Origin of the sequence: Aeromicrobium sp. Root236 (assembly GCF_001428805.1) — a bacterium.
GTDB lineage: Bacteria > Actinomycetota > Actinomycetes > Propionibacteriales > Nocardioidaceae > Aeromicrobium.
The window spans coordinates 3,087,214-3,105,581 of the sequence record NZ_LMIS01000001.1; the positions used below are offsets into that span (position 1 = coordinate 3,087,214).

At 69.7% G+C, this 18,368-nt stretch carries 20 protein-coding genes; 13 read left to right on the forward strand and 7 right to left on the reverse strand.

Annotation, left to right across the window (positions count from 1 at the left end; genetic code table 11):
• Positions 1–123: 123 nt before the first annotated feature.
• Positions 124–1,011, reverse strand: a complete 888-nt coding sequence (locus ASE12_RS15485) for an NUDIX hydrolase (protein WP_082582314.1) — start codon at positions 1,009–1,011, stop codon at positions 124–126.
• Positions 1,012–1,055: 44 nt separating this feature from the next.
• On the opposite strand from ASE12_RS15485, the gene ASE12_RS15490 reads away from it, so the two are divergent.
• Positions 1,056–2,138, forward strand: a complete 1,083-nt coding sequence (locus tag ASE12_RS15490; protein ID WP_056402544.1) for a hypothetical protein — start codon at positions 1,056–1,058, stop codon at positions 2,136–2,138.
• A gap of 4 nt (positions 2,139–2,142) precedes the next feature.
• Here ASE12_RS15490 and ASE12_RS15495 read toward each other — a convergent pair whose 3' ends face one another.
• Positions 2,143–4,266: an RNA degradosome polyphosphate kinase gene (locus ASE12_RS15495; RefSeq protein ID WP_056402548.1), complete on the reverse strand. Its 2,124-nt coding sequence runs from the start codon at positions 4,264–4,266 to the stop codon at positions 2,143–2,145.
• Positions 4,267–4,348: 82 nt separating this feature from the next.
• Here ASE12_RS15495 and ASE12_RS15500 point away from each other — a divergent pair, with 82 nt between their 5' ends.
• A complete protein-coding gene (locus tag ASE12_RS15500) occupies positions 4,349–5,392 on the forward strand; it encodes an alpha/beta hydrolase (RefSeq protein WP_056402551.1) in 1,044 nt (347 codons plus the stop codon).
• Positions 5,393–5,395: 3 nt separating this feature from the next.
• Here the strand turns inward: ASE12_RS15500 and mshD are convergent, their stop codons facing one another.
• The 3 genes from mshD to ASE12_RS15515 are packed head-to-tail and all read right to left on the reverse strand — an operon-like array spanning position 5,396 to position 8,361.
• Positions 5,396–6,205, reverse strand: a complete 810-nt coding sequence (gene mshD / locus ASE12_RS15505) for a mycothiol synthase (RefSeq protein ID WP_056402554.1) — start codon at positions 6,203–6,205, stop codon at positions 5,396–5,398.
• Entirely contained in the window at positions 6,202–7,626 is a 1,425-nt protein-coding gene (locus ASE12_RS15510) for a carboxyl transferase domain-containing protein (protein ID WP_056402556.1), read from the reverse strand. Before ASE12_RS15510 ends, mshD begins: the two co-directional genes overlap by 4 nt.
• 27 nt (positions 7,627–7,653) lie before the next feature.
• Positions 7,654–8,361, reverse strand: a complete 708-nt coding sequence (locus ASE12_RS15515; RefSeq protein WP_056211454.1) for a response regulator transcription factor — start codon at positions 8,359–8,361, stop codon at positions 7,654–7,656.
• A 135-nt stretch (positions 8,362–8,496) separates the two neighbouring features.
• On the opposite strand from ASE12_RS15515, the gene ASE12_RS15520 reads away from it, so the two are divergent.
• From ASE12_RS15520 to ASE12_RS15555, 8 genes are all read left to right on the forward strand, one after another.
• On the forward strand, positions 8,497–8,763 hold the full coding sequence (locus ASE12_RS15520; protein ID WP_056402559.1) for a MoaD/ThiS family protein: 267 nt from the start codon (positions 8,497–8,499) through the stop codon (positions 8,761–8,763).
• A gap of 37 nt (positions 8,764–8,800) precedes the next feature.
• The gene (locus tag ASE12_RS15525) at positions 8,801–9,613 is read left to right on the forward strand and encodes a hypothetical protein (RefSeq protein ID WP_056402561.1); all 813 of its coding nucleotides are present in this window, start codon (positions 8,801–8,803) and stop codon (positions 9,611–9,613) included.
• A gap of 42 nt (positions 9,614–9,655) precedes the next feature.
• The gene (locus ASE12_RS15530; protein ID WP_082582316.1) at positions 9,656–10,081 is read left to right on the forward strand and encodes a thioredoxin family protein; all 426 of its coding nucleotides are present in this window, start codon (positions 9,656–9,658) and stop codon (positions 10,079–10,081) included.
• A gap of 250 nt (positions 10,082–10,331) precedes the next feature.
• A complete protein-coding gene (locus ASE12_RS15535) occupies positions 10,332–10,769 on the forward strand; it encodes a DUF4395 domain-containing protein (RefSeq protein ID WP_056402563.1) in 438 nt (145 codons plus the stop codon).
• Positions 10,770–10,845: 76 nt separating this feature from the next.
• Complete coding sequence (locus ASE12_RS15540; protein ID WP_056402565.1) at positions 10,846–11,694, forward strand: sulfurtransferase; 849 nt, start codon at positions 10,846–10,848, stop codon at positions 11,692–11,694.
• Positions 11,694–11,990, forward strand: coding sequence for a DUF1416 domain-containing protein (locus ASE12_RS15545; protein ID WP_056402567.1), 297 nt, complete (start codon positions 11,694–11,696; stop codon positions 11,988–11,990). The genes ASE12_RS15540 and ASE12_RS15545 overlap by 1 nt, the downstream gene beginning before the upstream one ends.
• 260 nt (positions 11,991–12,250) lie before the next feature.
• Positions 12,251–12,847, forward strand: coding sequence for an LPXTG cell wall anchor domain-containing protein (locus ASE12_RS15550; protein WP_082582317.1), 597 nt, complete (start codon positions 12,251–12,253; stop codon positions 12,845–12,847).
• Between the two features lie 74 nt (positions 12,848–12,921).
• Positions 12,922–14,712: a DUF4012 domain-containing protein gene (locus ASE12_RS15555; protein WP_056402573.1), complete on the forward strand. Its 1,791-nt coding sequence runs from the start codon at positions 12,922–12,924 to the stop codon at positions 14,710–14,712.
• 21 nt (positions 14,713–14,733) lie between these two features.
• On the opposite strand, the gene ASE12_RS15560 is transcribed toward ASE12_RS15555, so the two are convergent.
• Together ASE12_RS15560 and dtd are read right to left on the reverse strand one after the other, a co-directional pair.
• Positions 14,734–15,855, reverse strand: coding sequence for an LCP family protein (locus tag ASE12_RS15560; RefSeq protein ID WP_056402576.1), 1,122 nt, complete (start codon positions 15,853–15,855; stop codon positions 14,734–14,736).
• Positions 15,856–15,924: 69 nt separating this feature from the next.
• The gene (dtd, locus tag ASE12_RS15565; protein ID WP_056402579.1) at positions 15,925–16,368 is read right to left on the reverse strand and encodes a D-aminoacyl-tRNA deacylase; all 444 of its coding nucleotides are present in this window, start codon (positions 16,366–16,368) and stop codon (positions 15,925–15,927) included.
• A gap of 36 nt (positions 16,369–16,404) precedes the next feature.
• Between dtd and ASE12_RS15570 the strand changes: the two genes are divergently transcribed.
• Genes ASE12_RS15570 through ASE12_RS15580 form a run of 3 tightly spaced genes read left to right on the forward strand, consistent with a single transcriptional unit; the run spans position 16,405 to position 18,366 of the window.
• Complete coding sequence (locus ASE12_RS15570; protein ID WP_056402582.1) at positions 16,405–16,899, forward strand: FABP family protein; 495 nt, start codon at positions 16,405–16,407, stop codon at positions 16,897–16,899.
• On the forward strand, positions 16,892–17,824 hold the full coding sequence (locus ASE12_RS15575) for a folate-binding protein YgfZ (RefSeq protein WP_056402586.1): 933 nt from the start codon (positions 16,892–16,894) through the stop codon (positions 17,822–17,824). The genes ASE12_RS15570 and ASE12_RS15575 overlap by 8 nt, the downstream gene beginning before the upstream one ends.
• Entirely contained in the window at positions 17,824–18,366 is a 543-nt protein-coding gene (locus ASE12_RS15580) for a hypothetical protein (protein WP_056402591.1), read from the forward strand. Before ASE12_RS15575 ends, ASE12_RS15580 begins: the two co-directional genes overlap by 1 nt.
• The last annotated feature ends 2 nt before the right edge of the window (positions 18,367–18,368 follow it).

An 18,368-nucleotide genomic window follows, 5' to 3' on the forward strand; every position in this document is an offset into this window, starting at 1 on the left:
GGATTCTCTAGATGCTTACGTCCCGTGACGCTATGAGGGGCAGGTGTATCGATGTCCGACCGTGGGTGAACGAGAGGTGAACGCTGATGTAACGGTCGAGTCGTGGTGCGGCGGTTCTGCCTGTCAGGGCAGCTTCTCGGTCGCGATGACCGTGCCCTTGCGGTGATGGACGACGATCGCCTCACCGGTGGCCAGCTCGTGCACGTCGGTGCCGATGGCGTCGAAGATCCACGGCAGCGTCGGCCGGTGCGAGCACAGCGCGACCGGCTTCTTGCGGTCCAGCAACGCCGCCACCGAGCGCTCGACCTGGGCCGCCCGGGTGTCCTCCGCGAGCCTGTCGTCGATCTCGAGGAACGTGCTGATGGAGTGCGCGTACGGCTCGACCGTCTGGGCGCAGCGCACCGCAGGGCTGCTCACGACCCGGCGTACGCCATAGGCCGCGAGCAGCGGGACCAGCGTGCGCGCCTGCTCGACGCCGACTGCCGTGAGCGGGCGATCGAGGTCGTCCGCGTAGTCGTCGCGCGAGGCCGCCTTGCCGTGACGAGCCACGATCAACGTGCGGGCGCGGTGCCCCTGGCGTTCGCGCAGGCTGCGGAAGTCCTCGAGCACCTCGATGTCGTGCGCGTACGTCAGCAGCTCGCGGGCCTCGCGGACACCGACCCAGCGGAGCTCGTCGACCTCCTTGTTGGGCTCGAACGGCTCGTTGGCGCCCTCGCCGACGGCGCGTGCCGACCAGTAGTCGACGACCTTGGTGCCGGCGGCGATCGGGTAGCGGACCTGCACGAGCGGCGGCCCCAGGCGTACGCGCACCCCGGTCTCCTCGAAGATCTCGCGCACCGCCGTGGCCTGCAGGACCTCGCCCGGGTCGACCTTGCCCTTGGGGAACGACCAGTCGTCGTACGACGGCCGGTGCACCACGAGCACGTCGACGCGCGGCTCGGCGCGGCTCGCGGTGGCGCGCTTGCGCCACACGACCCCACCCGCTGCGTTGATGATCCGTTCACTTGGCATACGCGTATTCTCCCCTGTGGACGTGGCCGGCGGATGAAGGAGACATGGACGGGATGCGACTGCGGCTCGTGCTGATCTCCGTCGTGGTCCCGCTGCTCGTCATCGCCGCAGCGATCGTGGGTGGTCGCTGGGCCGGTACCGCGGTCTCGGCCGACCCCGGGTCGGCGCTCCCCTCGGCCCTCGACACGTTGCCGGCCGACACGCAGGTCGCCGGGTTCACGGACTGGTCGCGGGTCCGACGGGTCCTCGGGGTCGGCTCGACCACGGTCGCCGATCGTGCAGCCCTGACCGACGACGCCTCGCTGCGCGACCTGTCGACCCGGTCCGTGCTGGGGCCATACACCGAGCAGCTGCACGACTCCTACGGCTGGTCGCCGGCAGACCTCGACTGGGAGGTGTACGGACAGGCCGACGACGGTTCGGTGATGGTGGCGCGGCTCGACGACGCGGTGTCGTTCGGCTCGGTCCGCTCGCACCTGACGAAGCTCGGATACACGCAGGACGGCGGCGTCTGGACGATCGGCAAGGACAGCCCGATTGCGCGGTCCGAGTTCGCCGGGACCCTGGCGGCGATCACGCTCGTGCCCGGGAGGCGGCTCATCGTCGCGGCGGACCGGGCGACGTACGCGCACACCGTGCTCCGGACGATCGACCGCGACGCGCCCTCGCTGCTGAGCGTACGCAGCGCGGCCGACGTCGCGAGCGCCCTCGTCGGCGCCGACAGCGCGCTCCTGCAGACCGGCGGGTTCGCGTGCCGGTCGACGTCGCTCGCCGACGCAGGCGCCGACGTCCAGGCGCAGGCTCGTGCCGCGATCGACCGGGCCGGCGCGTTGCGGAAGCCGCGCTACGCCGGCCGCGCCCTCGATGCCGGCTCGAAGCGCAGCGAGACCATGCGCTTCGCGCTGGCGTTCGGGTCGCCCGGGGCCGCTGCCGACCAGGTCGCGGTCCGGAGGGCGTTGACGACCGGACCGTTCATCGGTCGGTCCGGGCGGGTCGAGGAGTCACTCGTGCTGCGGTCGGCGGCCGTGCGCGGGAGCACCGCGGTGCTGAGGTTTCGGCACGACCCGGACAGCACGGCGTACATGACCGGCGACGGCCCGCTGCTCTTCGCCGGCTGCCCCGAGTAGTCGCTCAGCGGCTGCGGCGGGCCTTCGCGCGGTCGATCAGCACGGACTGCAGGTCCGACGAGCCGACGTGCCGCACCCACTGGCCGTCGTGGCCCAGGTGCCACGAGGTGGTCTCCGGATCGACGGACCTGGCGAGCAGGTCGCCGAGCTGCTCGGTGTGCTCCGCCGACGGCACGCGTACGAGGACCTCGACGCGACGGTCGAGGTTGCGGTGCATGAGGTCGGCCGAGCCCATCCACGCCTCGGGCTCGCCACCACCGGCGAACCAGTAGACCCGGCTGTGCTCGAGGAACCGGCCGAGGATGCTGTGCACCCGGATGTTCTCGCTGAGCCCCGGCACGCCGGGCCGCAGCGTGCAGATGCCGCGGATGACGAGGTCGACCTGGACGCCGGCGCGTGACGCCTCGTAGAGCTTGTCGATCACGGCCTCGTCGACGAGCGAGTTGACCTTGAGGCGTATGCCCGAGGGGCGGCCGGCGGCGTGGTGCGCGATCTCGGTGTCGATGCGCTCGAGGATGCCGTCGCGCAGGCCGGCCGGCGCGACCATGAGCCGGCGGTAGGAGAAGTCCTGCGCGAAGCCCGAGAGGTTGTTGAACAGGTCCGTCAGGTCGTGACTGATGTCGGGGTCGGCGGTCAGCAGGCCGAAGTCCTCGTAGAGCCGCGCGGTCTTGGGGTTGTAGTTGCCCGTGCCGATGTGTGCGTAGCGGCGCAGGCCGTCGGGCTCGTCGCGGACCACGAGCGCGAGCTTGCAGTGGGTCTTGAGCCCGACCAGCCCGTAGACGACGTGGCAGCCGGCGCGCTCGAGCTTGCGGGCCCAGCGGATGTTGGCCTGCTCGTCGAAGCGCGCCTTGATCTCGACGAGCACCAGGACCTGCTTGCCGGCGCGGGCGGCGTCGACCAGCGAGTCGATGATGGGGGAGTCGCCCGAGGTGCGATAGAGCGTCTGCTTGATCGCGAGCACGTGCGGGTCCGCGGCGGCCTGCTCGATGAAGCGCTGCACGCTCGTGGCGAACGAGTCGTAGGGGTGGTGCACCAGCACGTCGCGCTTGCGGAGCGCGCTGAACAGGTCGGCGGGCTTGGACGTCTCGACCTCGGCGAGGTGCTCGTGCGTGCCCGGGACGAACCGCTCGTAGCTGAGCTCGGGCCGGTCGAGGTCGGCGATCTCGTTGAGGCTGCGCAGGTCGAGCGGACCCCTCAGGCGTACGACCTCGTCGACCTTGATGCCGAGCTCGGAGACCAGAAGGTCGAGCACGCCGGGATCGATCGACTCCTCGACCTCCAGGCGTACGGGCGGGCCGAACTTGCGTCGCAGGAGCTCCTTCTCGAGCGCCTTGAGCAGGTTCTCGGCGTCGTCCTCCTCGACCTCGAGGTCCTCGTTGCGGGTGACCCGGAAGGCGTGGTGGGCGATGAGCTCCATGCCCGGGAACAGCAGGTCGAGGTGCGCCGCGATGACCTCCTCGAGCGGCACGAACCGGCCGGCGTCGGCTTCCATCCACCGGTTGATGATCGGCGGCACCTTGACCCGCGCGAAGTGGTCCTTGCCGGTGTCGGGGTTGCGCATGACGAGCGCGAGGTTGAGCGAGAGCCCCGAGATGTAGGGGAACGGGTGTGCGGGGTCGACGGCGAGCGGCGTCAGGATCGGGAAGACCCGGTCGCGGTAGAGCGCGCTGATCTGCTCCTGCTCGGTGGGCCGCAGCGAGCTCCAGTGCAGCAGCTCGATGCCCTCGGCGGCCAGCGCCGGCACGAGGTCGTGGTGGTACGTCTCGGCGTGCGCGACCATCAGCTCCTGGCTGGCCGCGAGGCTGCGGGAGAGCACGTCGCGGGGGTTGAGCCCGCTGGCCGAGGGCACCGCGACACCGGCCGCGATGCGGCGCTTGAGCCCGGCGATGCGCACCATGAAGAACTCGTCGAGGTTGCTCGCGAAGATGGCTGCGAAGCGTACGCGCTCCAGCAGTGGGAGCGCGTCGTCCTGGGCCAGCTCGAGCACGCGGGCGTTGAACGCGATCCATGACAGCTCGCGGTCGAGGAACCGGTCGTGCGGCAAGGCGGCACTCTCGGCAGGGTCGAACGGCGGGTCGACGTCGAACTCGTCGGGGGACGCCGGCGCCTCGAGGTCGGCAACGGCCATGTCATGAGTCTCCACATGACCACTTTGACAGGCGAAGATGAACGCTGATTGAACAAGAATCCGATGCGCTACGTTGACCACCATGTCGCTCGTGGCCCAGCTCGCCGGCACCGCCCGCGGTGTCACCGCCCGCTCGCTCCTCCGGCTGCCGCGCCCGGTCCTCAGGCGGCTCGCCGGCTCGCCGGTCGTGATCGACGGGCGGACGCTCGACCCCGAGATGCAGCTGATCCTGCGGGTCCAGCGGATCGAGGGCCCGGCGATCGAGACGCTGCCGATCCGCAAGGGTCGCGCCAAGGCCGTCGCGGACGCCAAGGTGGTCGGGGGCAACCTGCCGATCGGCGCCGTCACCGACCGGACGATCGACGGTCCCGGTGGTCCGCTGACGCTCCGCTTCTACACGCCGCGGGGGCTCACGGGGGACGCTCCGGCGCTCGTGTTCTTCCACGGTGGTGCGTGGATCTACGGCGACCTCGACAGCCACGACGCGGTCTGCCGGTTCCTCGCCGAGGAGGCGCAGGTCAGGGTCGTCGCGGTCGACTACCGCCTCGCGCCGGAGGCGCCGTTCCCTGCTGCGTTCGACGACGTGTGGGCCGCATGGCGGTGGGTCACCGAGCACGCCAAGGGCATCGGGATCGATCCGGCCCGCATCGCCGTGGGCGGCGACAGCGCCGGCGGGTGCATGGCGGCGCTCGTCGCGCAGCACGCCACGGACGACGAGGGGATCAAGCCCGCCTTCCAGCTGCTGATCTATCCGGTGACGGACTTCCTCGAGACGAGCGCGAGCCGCAAGACGTACGCCGAGGGGTTCTATCTCACGACGGCCTTCATGGACCTCGGTGAGGAGAGCTATCTCCTCGGCGACGAGGACCGGGCCGATCCCCGGCTCTCACCGCTCCGGCACGACGTCACGGGGGTCGCCCCGGCCTACCTCGTGACGGCGGGCTTCGACCTGCTGCGCGACGAGGGCAAGGCGTACGCCGACAAGCTCAAGGCGGCCGGCGTGCCGGTGGAGTACGTCTGCGAGGACGGTCTCATCCACACGTTCGCCAACATGGTCGGCGTCGGCACCACGGCACCGCGGGCGATGCGTCGCGCCGCCAACGCGCTGCAGCGCGGTCTCAGCTGACGGTCAGCGCGCGTAGAGCACGTCTTTCTTCCAGTCCTGGAAGCCGAGGTTGCGATAGACCTTGAGGGCCGGGGCGTTGTCGCCCTCGACGTAGAGGTCGACGATCGGCAGTCCCCGGTCGTACAGGTGCCGCAGACCCCGCGCGGTGAGCGCTGTGCCGAGCCCGCCGCCCTGTGCGTCTGGGTCGATCCCGACGACGTAGACCTCGCCGATGCCCTCTTCGACCTTGGTCCAGTGGAACCCGAGGATGCGCCCCGCTTGCTCGGCGACGAACAGCCCTGCGGGGTCGAACCACTCAGACGACGTGCGCCGGGCGAAGTCGGCGGCGTCCATCGCGCCCTGCTCGGGGTGATGTGCGAACGCCCGGGCGTTGACGGCGATCAGCTGCTCGGCATCCTCCGGCACGTACGAGCGCAGGGTGATGCCGTCGGGTACGCGCTCGGGTGCCGGCGGGCCGTCGAACGTCAGGCGGAGCACCAGGAGGGTGCGCGCCGGCGACAACCCGGCGGACGCCGCCAGCGCCTGGGCCGCCGGAAGGTCACCGTGCGCCCAGTAGCGGTCCTCACCGTCAGCCATGAGCTCGTCGAGGATGCGCCGCCCCTTGCCGGTCCGCCGGTGAGCCGGGTCGACCACGATCTCGACCGGCGCATCACCCACGGCGTACGCCGCAGCCGTGATCGTGCCGTCCGCCTCCGTCTGCTGCACCAGGACGCGCGCGGGCGAGCCGTCGCGGAGGGCGAACAGGCTCGCCTCGTTGAACGGCTCGACACCGTCGACGGCGGCAGCGTGCTCCGCGAGCTCCAGGATGCTCATCGTGCCCTCAGTGCCACGAGCTGTGCGCCGACCTCGGCGGCGATCGCGCGCGCGAGCAGCTCAGGGGTGTCGCCCTCGGGCTCGGCGACGAGGTGGTGCACTGTGCCGTTGTCGTAGAGGTCGATCGCGCTGACCCGCTGCGCCTCCGCCATCTCGGCGGCATGGTCGAGGTCGCCGTGCACGATCGCGCTGGCTCCCTCCGGCGGCAGGGGCGACAGCCAGGCGTTCTCCGCGGCGATGACGACGTCCGCCGGCAGCAGCGCCAGCGCACCGCCGCCGCACCCCTGGCCGAGGATGACCGACACGGTCGGCACCCGCATCGTCGACATCCACGAGATGCACCGGGCGATCTCGCCGGCGATCGCGCCCTGCTCCGCCTCGGGTGACAGCTCGGCGCCTGGAGTGTCGATGAACGACACGAGCGGCAGCCGCAGCTCGTTGGCGAGGCGCATCCCGCGCCGGGCCTCCCGCAACGCCGCAGGGCCCATGGGCTTGAAACGGGTCTGCGTCGTCCGGTCCTGGCCGATGACGATGCACGGCTGGCCGTCGATGCGCGCCAGGGCCACGATCATCGCGCTGTCGCGCTCACCCTTCTCGGTGCCCTGCAGGCGCAGCGTCTCGTCACTGCCGTAGCGCAGCACCTCGCGCACGCCGGCGCGGTGGCGCCCGCGGGTGATCTGGATCGACTCCCACGCGGTCCGCTTGCGGGTGACCTCGCCGGTGCGCAGCTCGCGCGTCTGCGGCTTGGGCGGGTCGATCAGCAGGCTGAGCGCCCGGTCGACGAGCAGCGGCAGCTCGTCCGGCAGCACGACGGCGTCGATGATGCCGCGATCGGCGAGGTTCTCGGCGGTCTGCACGTTGGGCGGGAAGGGGCGGCCCTCCATGAGCTCGTAGACCTTGGGTCCGAGGAAGCCGATGAGCGCACCCGGCTCGGCGACCGTGACGTGCGCCAGCGAGCCCCACGAGGCGAACACACCGCCCGTCGTGGGATGCCGCAGGTAGATGAGGTACGGCAGGCCCGCCGCGCGATGGTCCATGATCGCCCGCGAGATGTCGACCATGTGCACGAACGCCGGCGTGCCCTCCTGCATCCGGGTGCCGCCGGAGGCCGTCGTCGCCAGCAGCGGGATGCCCTCGGCTGTGGCCCGGCGCACCGCGGACACGATCCGCTGCGCCGCCGCCTGGCCGATCGATCCCGCGAGGAAGCGGAACTCGTTGACCAGCACCGCGACCGGCCGGCCGTGCATCAGGCCACGCCCGGTCAGCACCGACTCGTCGGTGCCGGCTCGCTCGGCCGCAGCGACCAGCTCCTGCTGGTACGTGGGGTCGAGCCCGGAGTGGTCGACCGGCTGGTCCCACGACTCGAAGGAGCCCTCGTCGAGGACGAGGTCGAGCAGCTCCTGCGCGGTCAGATGAGCCATGGGCCCATCCTGTCAGGCCGAAGGCCGTCAGGCGTCGGCCGTGTCGCGGGCCGGTTCGGTCTTGGTGGCGACGAAGCGGTAGCCGACGTTGCGCACGGTGCCGATCAACGTCTCGTTGTCGGTGCCGAGCTTGGCGCGCAGGCGGCGTACGTGCACGTCGACCGTGCGGGTGCCACCGAAGTAGTCGTAACCCCACACCTCCTGCAGCAGCTGCTGGCGGGTGAACACGCGACCCGGGTGCTGGGCGAGGAACTTGAGGAGCTCGAACTCCTTGAACGTCAGGTCGAGCGTGCGGTTCTCGAGCTTGGCGGTGTAGGTCGCGTCATCGACCACGAGGCCGCTGGACGAGATCACGTGGCTCTCGTTGTCGCCGTCGAGCGTCGCGGCGATGCGGCCGATGCCCAGGCGAAGGCGGGCCTCGAGCTCCGCGGGTCCGGCCGTCGTGAGGATGACGTCGTCCATGCCCCAGTCGGACGCGGCGACCGCGAGGCCGCCCTCGGTCAGGATGAGGATCAGAGGGCACTCGATGCCGGTCGTGCGGATGACGCGCGTCAGGCTGCGGACCTGCGCGAGGTCGTGGCGACCGTCGACCAGCACGGCGTCGCACGGCGGCGCGTCGAGCAGCGCGCTGGCCTCGGCGGGCAGGATCTTGACGTGGTGCGGCAACAGGGCGAGCGCCGGCAGCACCTCGACCGACGACTGCGTGCTCTTGGTGAGGAGAAGCAGGTGGGACATGGTGAGCCTTCCGGTGCCGCGTGAGTTAGCCGGGTCGTTCAGGTCCAGATATGCAAAAAGGCCATGGTGGAACACCGTGGCCTCGTTGCATGGTCAACAATACGTCATGTGTCGGACCAATTGCCACGCGGTGACGTGAATGAGAACGACGTCACAGTGCACTACTGGGCTGCCGCGCGCGCTGCCGCCGGCGTCGCCGAGGAGCACGTCCCCGCAGGCACTCTCGCCGACCTGCTGACCGAGATCAGTGCCCGGCACGGGGCCCGCGACCGCTTCGACGACGTGATCGCGACGTGCTCGATTCTCGTCGGCGACACGCCGGTCGGTGCGCGGGAGCCGGCCACGATCTCGTTGCACGCCGGCGACACGGTCGAGTTCCTGCCGCCCTTCGCCGGCGGTTAGCCCGCGACGGCCGGGCTCGTACTGGCATCATGCGGGGGTGCCACGCCTCGGATCGACCCTGCTCTCGCTCGCGCTGGCCGGGGCCATCACGCTCGCGGCCTACACCGATCCGGTGCTCGTCGGTGCGGCGGTCGCGCTGGTCCAGGTCCTGATCGCGTTGGCGCCGAGGGCGGTCGGCCCGTCGGGCCGCTCGATCCGTTCGCCCCACTTCGTGGCGGCGTTGAGCGGCGGACTGGTCGCGACGGCGATCACGTTGGCGCCCGACCTGTTGAACGGTGCTGACGGAACCTCGCCCGACGTCGTCGGAGCGACCGACAGTGGGATGCTGGCCGGCATCCTCCCGGCGATCGCGATCGCGGTCTCGGTCTTCGTCGCGCTGATCGCCCAGATGCTGCGCAAGGACGGCCGCCCCGACCTCGTCCCCTCCACCGCGTACGCCGTGACGCTCGGCGCGTTCGCCGCCTTGTGCGCCGGCTGGATCGGAGCCGCCCAGTCCCTTGGCGATGCCGAAGCGGTCGCGGTCGGTGCGGCCGGTCTCGCGGCCGGCCTGCTCGTCTGGCTCGTGCCGCTCGACCGGTTCGTCTGCGCCTCGTTCGCGGTCGTCGCGGGCGCGGCCGCTGGAGCAGCCGTGACGTTGCTGGTCGACTCGTCCCTGACCTGGGTCTTCGGCGTCACCATCGGGTCTGCCACGGCCCTGTTCGCCGTGCTGGGCCAGGTCCTGGGACGCGCGTGGTCCCGAGGTCGTACGCATGCCTCGGCCGGCTGGGGCTTCCCGGGCGCGATGTCGATCGCCCTCGCCGCACCGCTCGTCTACGTCGGTGGCCAGCTCGTCGGTGCGCCCGGCCTCTGAGACGCACCAGCCGCGTCACCGGCCCGAACGTACGCTGGAGGCATGGCTGGAATCGAGGCGCTCCTCGCCGCCCTGGTGCTGACCGGGGTCGCCGCCTGGGCGGTCAAGGCCAAGAACGGCCGGTTCGCCGACCAGGCACCCCGCAGCGACGCGGAGGTCCTGACCGCTGCCGACATCGGCGCCGAGCTCGGTGAGCGGGCGACGCTGGTGCAGTTCTCCAGCGCGTTCTGCAGCCCGTGCCGCGCCACCCGCGTGCTCCTCAACGACATCGCGGCCAAGGTGGACGGCGTCACGACCGTCGACATCGACGCCGAGGAGCACCTCGACATGGTGCGCAGGCTGGGCATCCTGCGCACGCCGACCGTGCTGGTCCTGGACGCTGAGGGCGCCGTCTCGACCCGCGCGTCCGGACTGCCGAGGCGCGAACAGGTGCTCGCAGCCCTCGGTCAGGCCGTCTCCGAGCGGTAAAAACGGTCTGGAATTGCGGGATCGCCGCCACGATGTGGGATGACCGTCCACATCGTGAGACAATGGCGTGGACAACCCGGCATGTGTCCCTACTCTTGAACACATGCTTGAGACGACACACCTGACGAGGCGGCGCGCAGTCGACAACTGCCGCACGCGCTCCTCGCTGTGTCGAATGCGCTGACACCTCTCGTCCGTCAGTTCCCGCACGCCCAGGCCACGCCGGGCCGTGCCCCAGCGCAGGAGCAACATGTCCCAACCCGCACAGGTGGATCCCCGAGGTCTGCGAGTCAACGCCGGCATCACCGCCGTCGTGCTGGCTGCCGTGCTGGTCACGCCGGAGACCGTCAGCGTCGCCCTCCTGGCGGTCCAGGTCGCGGTCTTCGCGGTCTCGGCGCTGGTCAGCCTGCAGGCGTCGCCCTACGCGGTGTTCTTCGCCAAGGTCGTCCGCCCACGGTTGGGTCGCCCCACCGAGCTGGAGGACGCCCGGCCACCGCGGTTCGCGCAGCTCGTCGGACTCGTGTTCACCGCAACGGCCCTCGTCGCCTTCCTCGTGGGGGCGGCGCCGGTCGGCTACGTCGCCACGGTGTTCGCACTCGTGGCCGCCCTGCTCAACGCATCCGTGGGCCTGTGCCTCGGCTGCGAGCTCTACCTGGTGCTCCGCCGGTTCACGCCGGCTCGCGCCTGACAACTTCATCCGCCGCACCGAACAAGCACTGTCTCATCAACCAACGCCCATCCCGGGCACACAACGGAGGTACAGCATGAGCCGCGAATCCGCGCTCGTCACCGCAGACTGGGTCGAGGAACACCTCAATGACCCGTCGATCGTTCTCGTCGAGGTCGACGAGGACGCCGAGGCGTACGACAAGGGGCACATCCCCGGCGCCGTCAAGCTCGACTGGAAGAAGGACCTCCAGGACGGCGTACGCCACGACTTCGTCAGCAAGGAGAAGCTCGAGGCGCTGCTGTCGGCCAAGGGCATCGGCAACGACGACACGGTCGTGTTCTACGGCGGCAACAACAACTGGTTCGCCGCCTACGCCTACTGGTACCTCAGCTACTACGGCCACGACAACCTCCGTCTGCTCGACGGTGGCCGCAAGAAGTGGGAGCTCGACTCGCGTGAGCTGACCACCGAGGTCCCGTCCCGTCCGGCCACGACCTACGTCGCCAAGGACGCCGACGAGTCGATCCGCGCGTTCCGCGACGAGGTCATCGGCGCGATCGGCACCAAGAACCTGATCGACGTGCGCAGCCCCGACGAGTACGCCGGCCGCCTCCTGGCCCCGGCGCACCTCCCGCAGGAGGCCGCGCAGATCGGTGGCCACATCCCGACCGCCGGCAACGTGCCGTGGAGCAAGGCCGCGAACGACGACGGCACGTTCCGCAGCGACGACGAGCTCAAGGAGCTCTACGCCGACGCCGGGCTCGACGAGGGCAAGGACACGATCGCCTACTGCCGCATCGGCGAGCGCAGCTCGCACACGTGGTTCGTGCTCAAGGAGATCCTGGGCTACCCCAACGTCAAGAACTACGACGGATCGTGGAGCGAGTACGGCTCGCTCCGCAGCGTGCCGGTCGCCCTGGGCGACGAGCCGGGTGTCGCCTGATGTGCGGCGCGATCAAGGGCGGCCCCTCGCTCGACGGCGTCGACGTCGAGAACCAGGCCGTGATCCAGGGCATCGTCACGCGTGACGGCCAGCCGGTCGGCAACGCGTACGTCCGGCTGCTCGACCGCACGGGCGAGTTCACCGCCGAGGTCCCCACCTCAGCGACCGGGCAGTTCCGCTTCTTCGCCGGTCCCGGCGAGTGGACGCTGCGCACGCTCGCCCCGAAGTCGATCTCGGTCGACAACGCCGTGACCGCCGCCAAGGGCGTCGTGGCCGAGGTCGCGGTCGCGGTCTGACGCGGAATTCTCGACCTGATGGGGTGCATCCGGCTCGGCCGAGTGCGCCCCATCGTCATGAGCTGGGCGTGCACGCGGCGATGTCACGCGTATCACCTAGTGAGGAACTGGTCACAGATGTGCTCTCGCTACGCTACGCTGTGACCGTAACGGACCGTCATTGACGCTCGTTAAGTGACACGTCGTCGAATTTAGTCCCGTAACATCAGCAACACGGCAACACAGCACCATTGAGACTCGGAGCCCACTGGGAGTGCGTCATGATCAAACTTCGGCTTGTAGCCGCGGCAGCCATTGCGGCAGCCGCGACACTGCTGTCCTCGGGAGCTGCTCAGGCGTACCCCGACATCCCGAACGTGACGATCACGGTCTCGGACGCCACCCTGATCGGTGGCAAGACCTTCGACTACAAGGCCAGCGCCGACGTCGAGTGTGACTGGACCGTGACCTACGCCGAGGCCGTCAACGGCAGCGCGACGCAGACCGGCACCGGCACCTCGCTCACGGGCACCTACGACACCAAGGTCGTCTCCAAGATCTTCAAGTCGCCGATCAAGGCGCTGTGCAAGTACGACGACAACGTCCCGGCCGTCAGCGCCAAGGTCGTGACCTCCAACCAGGTCAGCCCGGCGTTCTACTCCACGAGCGCAGCCAAGACGCTGCCCGCCGCGATCCAGAACGCCAGCGCCTCCGCCACCATCACGCTGCTGCCCCTGGGTGGCGTTGACAACGGTGACGACGGCGCGCTGCCCAACACGGGTGGTTCGAACGCCTGGATCCTGGTCCTCGGTGCAGCGCTGGTCGCCGCAGGTGGCAGCATCACCTACGTCGCGCGTCGCCGTCACTCGGCTCGCTGAGACCCTGAGCACCGCACGGTCATGCACGTCCCATTCTTCGGGGCGTGCATGACCTTTTTGCATGGGCGCACCAGGTGAGCTCGACACAGCGCAGGCGTGGCCACAAGCCGTGGTACCGCCAGATCACCCGCGACCGCGTCCTCATGGCGCTCCTGGGCCTGGTCGTGCTGCTGCTCCTGCTGTTCGCCTTCCAGGCACTTCGCGCCAACTCATCGCTCCGCCTCGCCGCCAGCCAGGCCGAGCTGCTGCAGAACCAGATCGTCGCAGGCGACGACGCCGCGGCCAAGGCCACGCTGTCGAGCCTTCAGGAGTCGACCTCGCGGGCCCGGAACACCACTGACGGGCCCCTTTGGGACCTCGGAGCGCACGTGCCCTTCTTCGGCCGCAACGTCGAGGCCGTGCAGACCGTCTCGCGTGTCATGGACGACGTCTCCACCCAGGCGCTGCCGCCGGTGGTCGCCCTGTCCAAGGAGATCAACCTCAACACCTACAGCCCGCACGACGGCAAGGTCGACCTCGCGGCGATCGACAAGATCGCCCCGTCGGTCAACACCGTCGACGGCGCGCTGACCGACGCCCAGAAGGAGCTCAGCGGCATCGACGCGCAGTCGCTCCTCGTGCCGCTCCGCGGGCCGGTCAGCACGATCCAGTTCAAGGTCGACAGCGCCAAGGCCGCCGCGGACTCCGGCAACCTCGCAGCCAAGCTGCTGCCCGACATGCTGGGCCAGAAGGGGACCCGCCGCTACCTGCTGCTGGTGCAGAACAATGCCGAGATCCGGTCGACCGGCGGCATCTCGGGCTCCTACTCGATCCTGAAGGCCAAGAACGGCAAGCTGTCGATGGGCTTCCAGGGCTCCATCCAGGACCTCAAGCAATTCTCCAAGCCCGTGCTGCCGATGACCAAGAACGAGTCGACGGTGTTCTCGCCGACCTTGGTCACGAACCTGCTCGACGCCAACCTCACCCCCGACTTCCCCCGCACCGCGGAGATCGCCCGGGCCATGGTCGCCAAGGGCCTCGACGCCAAGGTCGACGGCGTCATCTCGGTCGACCCCGTGGCGATGAGCTACGTCCTCGCCGGCACCGGCCCGATCCGCATCCCCAACGGGCCTTCGCTCGACCAGTCCAACGCGGTCGACCTGCTGCTCAACAAGACGTACGTGCTGCTCAAGGATCGTGACCAGCAGGACTCGGTCTTCAAGGTCGCGGCGCGGGCCATCTTCGACTCGGTCAAGGCCGGCCGCAGCGACTCACGGCTCGTGATCGACGGCCTGGTCAAGTCCGCCAGCGAGAACCGCCTGATGATCTGGTCCGCGCACAAGGACGAGCAGGCCCTGATCGAGCCGTCCGGCGTGTCCGGCGAGCTCAGCGGCAACGGCGGCAAGGTCCCACACGTCGGGCTCTATCTCGGCGACGCGGCGTCGACCAAGATGGAGTACTACCTCGACTACAACACCTCGGTGTCGGTGGGGCGCTGCCTCCGCGACGACGTCCAGGAGATCAACACCACGACGGAGCTGACGTCCAACGCGCCGGCCAACGCGGCTGAGCTGCCCAAGGCGGTCACCGGCAACGGCCTCTACACGCCGCGCGGCACGATGCGCCTCGTCCTGCGCTTCTACTCGCCCTACGCCGGCGGCTTCACGGACGTACGCGTCAACGGGGTCAAGCAGACGGTCTACGCCGACACGCATCGCGGACGCAACGTGACCAAGGTGCTCCTGACGGTCAAGCCGCAGCAGAGCTACACGATCCGCACGTCGATGATCTCCGGTCCCCACCAGCCCGGCGACCCGGTGTTCTCCACGACGCCGGGCGTGCACAGCATGCAGAACGACGTGTCGATCAAGTCCGCCTGCTCCTGACCCAGGGCCCCCGGGCCTCGGTCAGTCGACGTCCTTCTTGAGCACGTCGTCGGGGTACTTCTTGAGGTACGCCCGCAGGTTGTCCTTGCGGAACGCGGTGAACAGCTCGTCGGACTTGGCCTGGTTGAGCCGCACGATGCTGCCGTAGACCGGGATCGTCTCGGTGCCGGCGACCGGCGCGGACAGGAAGTAGACGTCGCGGGTGTGCATACCGCGCAGCGACAGGGCGAGCCCGCGCATGTCGCTGCCCGACCACTCGGCATCGACCGTGAGGTTCTTGGTCAGCGCCTTGACGGTGTTGATGAGCTTGACCGGGTTGCGGGTGACGCCCTTGCTGAGGATCTTGCCCATGAGGGCGCGCAGGAAGTTCTGCTGGCGGGCGATGCGGTCGAAGTCGCCCCGGAGCAGGCCGTGGCGCTGGCGGACGTACTGGAGGGCCTTCTTGCCCTTGAGGTTGTAGTCGCCGGCCTTCCACTGCACGTGCTGCATCTCGTCGTACGTGTCGTCGGGGATGTGCACCGGGACACCGCCGACGGCCGTCGAGAGGTCCTTGAACCCCTCCCAGTCGATGATCGCGACGTGCTTCATGCGCAGGTTGGTGAGGTGCTCGACGGTCGACACCGCGCCGACCGGGCCGAACTCGGAGAACGCGGCGTTGATCTTCTGCTGCCCGTGCGGATTGCCCTCGGCGTCGTAGATCGTGGTGAACGTGTCACGGGGGATCGAGGCGAGGAACGCGTACTTACGGTTGGCCGTGATGTGCACGATCATCAACGTGTCGCTGCGGTACTTGCCGACCGGCCACTTCGCGGCCTTGGCGTCCTCGGAGAGTGACGTGTTCTCGGACTCGCCGGGGATCTTCTTGCCCTTGTCTGAGCCCAGCAGCAGGATGTTGAGCGCGTTGCCCTTGTCGGGGTCGGGGCGCTCCTTCTCCTTGAGCTTCTCGCTGACCTTGACCTTGTCGACGTTGCCGAGCTGCTTGTTGAGCATGTAGGCGTAGGCGCCGGTGATGCCGATGCCGAGGCTGACGACGACCCCGAGCGTCACGAGGGCGATGAACGTCTTGCGGTGGCGCCGGCGGAACTTGTCAGCGTCCGCGCGCCGCTTGCCGGCGTCACGGTAGTTGCCGAACCTGCCTGCCATCGTGCTCCGTCCTCAGGGAATCCCGTCCATTCTGCCGGGTTGCGCCAAGGCATCCAACTTGCGGTGGCCTCAGACCTCGAGCAGGAGCGTGGTCGGTCCGTCGTTGGTGAGGGAGATCGCCATGTCGGCCCCGAACACGCCTTCCGCGACAGTCGCGCCGAGGGAGCGCAGGGTCGCGCAGAAGTGGTCGTAGAGCGGCTCGGCGACCGGGCCCGGCGCGGCAGCCGTCCAGGTGGGGCGCCGGCCCTTGCGGGCATCGCCGTAGAGGGTGAACTGGCTGACGACGAGGATCGCGGCGTCGAGGTCCGACGCGGACTTCTCGTCGCGCAGGATGCGCAGCGTCCAGATCTTCGCGGCGAGCCGTTCGGCGGCCCCGGTCGTGTCGTCGTGCGTGACGCCGAGCAGGACGACGAGTCCGGTGCCGATCTCGCCGACGACCTCTCGCGCTTGTCCTGAGCCTGTCGAAGGGACCTCGACCCTGGCGCCGGTAACCCTCTGCACGACGGCTCTCATGGGAGCCAGAGTAGAGGGCCACCGTAGACTGGAATCATGCCGTTCGAGATCCCGTCTGACCTGCACCCCGACCTGATGCCGGTCGTGTGGCTGCTGGGCAACTGGCACGGCGACGGGCACGGCGACTATCCGACGATCGAGCCGTTCTCCTACGAGCAGGATGTCGTGTTCGCGCACGACACCCGGCCGTTCCTGCACTACTTCAGCCGCACGTGGATCACCGACGACAAGGGCGAGCGCGTACGCCCCGGTGCACTCGAGACCGGGTTCCTGCGCCCTGTGGGCGACGGCGAGCTCGAGCTGGTCCTCGCCCACCCCACCGGCTACGCCGAGGTCTGGTACGGCAAGGTCGACGGCCCGCGCGTCACGCTCGCGACGGACCTCGTCGCGCGTACGTCGACCGCCAAGGAGTACACCGCCGGCCAGCGCATGTACGGCCTCGTCGAGGGCGACCTGATGTACGCCTACGACATGGCCGCCGAGGGGCAGGAGATGCAGTCGCACCTGTGGGGGAGGCTGGCCCGTGTCTAGCCCGCTGCTGGCCCTGCCCGGGGCCGTGGGCGGAGACGCGCCCGACAACGCCGTCGCGGCCCACTACGGCGCCATCGCCGCCGAGCAGCGGCGGCTCGCCGACGGTCACACGTTCGTCGACCTGTCGCACCGCGACGTCGTCACGATCACGGGCCCGGACCGCCTGACCTGGCTGCACTCGCTCACGACCCAGTTCCTCGAGAACCTCGCCCCCGGCGTGCCGACCGAGGTCCTGCTGCTGTCGCCCCAGGGGCGCATCGAGCACGGCTTCTCCGGTGTCGACGACGGCGAGACGTTCTGGGCGCACACCGAGCCCGGCGCCGGCGCCGCCCTCGTCGAGTTCCTCGACCGCATGCGTTTCATGCTCCGCGTCGAGGTCGCGCTCGCCACCGACGAGTGGGCCGTCATCGGCCTGCCCGGGCTGCGCTGGGAGCTGGGCCCGCGCGCCTCACTCGCGGACCTGCCCGCCGAGCTCGGCGACCCCGTCGGCATGTGGGCGTGGGAGGCCGAGCGGATCGAGGCGGGCCTCGTGCGCGTCGGCCTGGACACCGACGACAAGACGATCCCCAACGAGGTCGGCCTGCTCGGCGTGGCCGTGCACCTCGACAAGGGCTGCTACCGCGGCCAGGAGACGGTCGCCCGCGTGCACACGCTGGGCCGGCCGCCGCGTCGCCTCGTACGACTCCTGCTCGACGGCTCGGTCGACCACCTCCCGGCGCACGGCTCCGACGTCACGCTGGACGGCGTACGCGTGGGATTCGTCGGCTCGTCGGCGCGCCACCACGAGCTGGGGCCGATCGCTCTCGCGGTCGTCAAGCGCAACGTGGACCCTGCGGCGACCCTGCTGGCGGACGGCGTGGCCGCCAACCAGGAGGTGCTCGTCGACCCCGAGGCCGGGCTCCACGTACGACCGGTCCTCGGCTGATGTCCTCACAGCGTTTCGCGATCCTGGCGGTGTGCACCGCCAACATCTGCCGCTCGCCCATCATGGAGGCGCTGCTGCGCGCTCAGCTGGACGACGAGGAGTTCGAGGTCGCGAGCGCCGGCACGCAGGGCTGGGACCTCCAACCGATGGACGGCATGGCCGCGATGGAGCTGATGCGGCTCGGTCACTCGAACACCAACTTCCGCTCCCACGCGATCGACACCTATCTCGTCGACTCCGCCGACCTGATCCTCACCGCGACGCGTTCGCACCGGTCGGCGGTCCTCGAGATCACCCCGGCGGCGCTCCGGCGTACGTTCACGCTGCTCGAGTTCGCGGCGCTCTGCGACATCGTCGACGGCGACGACCCGCGAGCCCTGGTCGCCGACGCGTCGCGGCAGCGCAGCAAGGCGCCGTCGGACATCGACATCGGCGACCCCTACCGTCGCAGTCCGGAGGTCCACCGGCACACGGCGGACCAGATCGACGCGGCGGTCCGCACGATCAGCGAGCGCCTCAACGCGCTCGTCGCAGTGGGCTGAGC

Coding starts and splice junctions, on each gene's coding strand:
- ASE12_RS15500 (WP_056402551.1), top strand. CDS start 4,349: ATGTCGCTCGTGGCCCAGCTCGCCGGCACCGCCCGCGGTGTCACCGCC.
- ASE12_RS15545 (WP_056402567.1), top strand. CDS start 11,694: ATGTGCGGCGCGATCAAGGGCGGCCCCTCGCTCGACGGCGTCGACGTC.
- ASE12_RS15485 (WP_082582314.1), bottom strand. CDS start 1,011: ATGCCAAGTGAACGGATCATCAACGCAGCGGGTGGGGTCGTGTGGCGC.
- ASE12_RS15570 (WP_056402582.1), top strand. CDS start 16,405: ATGCCGTTCGAGATCCCGTCTGACCTGCACCCCGACCTGATGCCGGTC.
- ASE12_RS15515 (WP_056211454.1), bottom strand. CDS start 8,361: ATGTCCCACCTGCTTCTCCTCACCAAGAGCACGCAGTCGTCGGTCGAG.
- mshD (WP_056402554.1), bottom strand. CDS start 6,205: ATGAGCATCCTGGAGCTCGCGGAGCACGCTGCCGCCGTCGACGGTGTC.
- ASE12_RS15495 (WP_056402548.1), bottom strand. CDS start 4,266: ATGGCCGTTGCCGACCTCGAGGCGCCGGCGTCCCCCGACGAGTTCGAC.
- ASE12_RS15580 (WP_056402591.1), top strand. CDS start 17,824: ATGTCCTCACAGCGTTTCGCGATCCTGGCGGTGTGCACCGCCAACATC.
- ASE12_RS15550 (WP_082582317.1), top strand. CDS start 12,251: ATGATCAAACTTCGGCTTGTAGCCGCGGCAGCCATTGCGGCAGCCGCG.
- ASE12_RS15560 (WP_056402576.1), bottom strand. CDS start 15,855: ATGGCAGGCAGGTTCGGCAACTACCGTGACGCCGGCAAGCGGCGCGCG.
- ASE12_RS15530 (WP_082582316.1), top strand. CDS start 9,656: ATGGCTGGAATCGAGGCGCTCCTCGCCGCCCTGGTGCTGACCGGGGTC.
- ASE12_RS15535 (WP_056402563.1), top strand. CDS start 10,332: ATGTCCCAACCCGCACAGGTGGATCCCCGAGGTCTGCGAGTCAACGCC.
- ASE12_RS15490 (WP_056402544.1), top strand. CDS start 1,056: ATGGACGGGATGCGACTGCGGCTCGTGCTGATCTCCGTCGTGGTCCCG.
- ASE12_RS15510 (WP_056402556.1), bottom strand. CDS start 7,626: ATGGCTCATCTGACCGCGCAGGAGCTGCTCGACCTCGTCCTCGACGAG.
- dtd (WP_056402579.1), bottom strand. CDS start 16,368: ATGAGAGCCGTCGTGCAGAGGGTTACCGGCGCCAGGGTCGAGGTCCCT.
- ASE12_RS15540 (WP_056402565.1), top strand. CDS start 10,846: ATGAGCCGCGAATCCGCGCTCGTCACCGCAGACTGGGTCGAGGAACAC.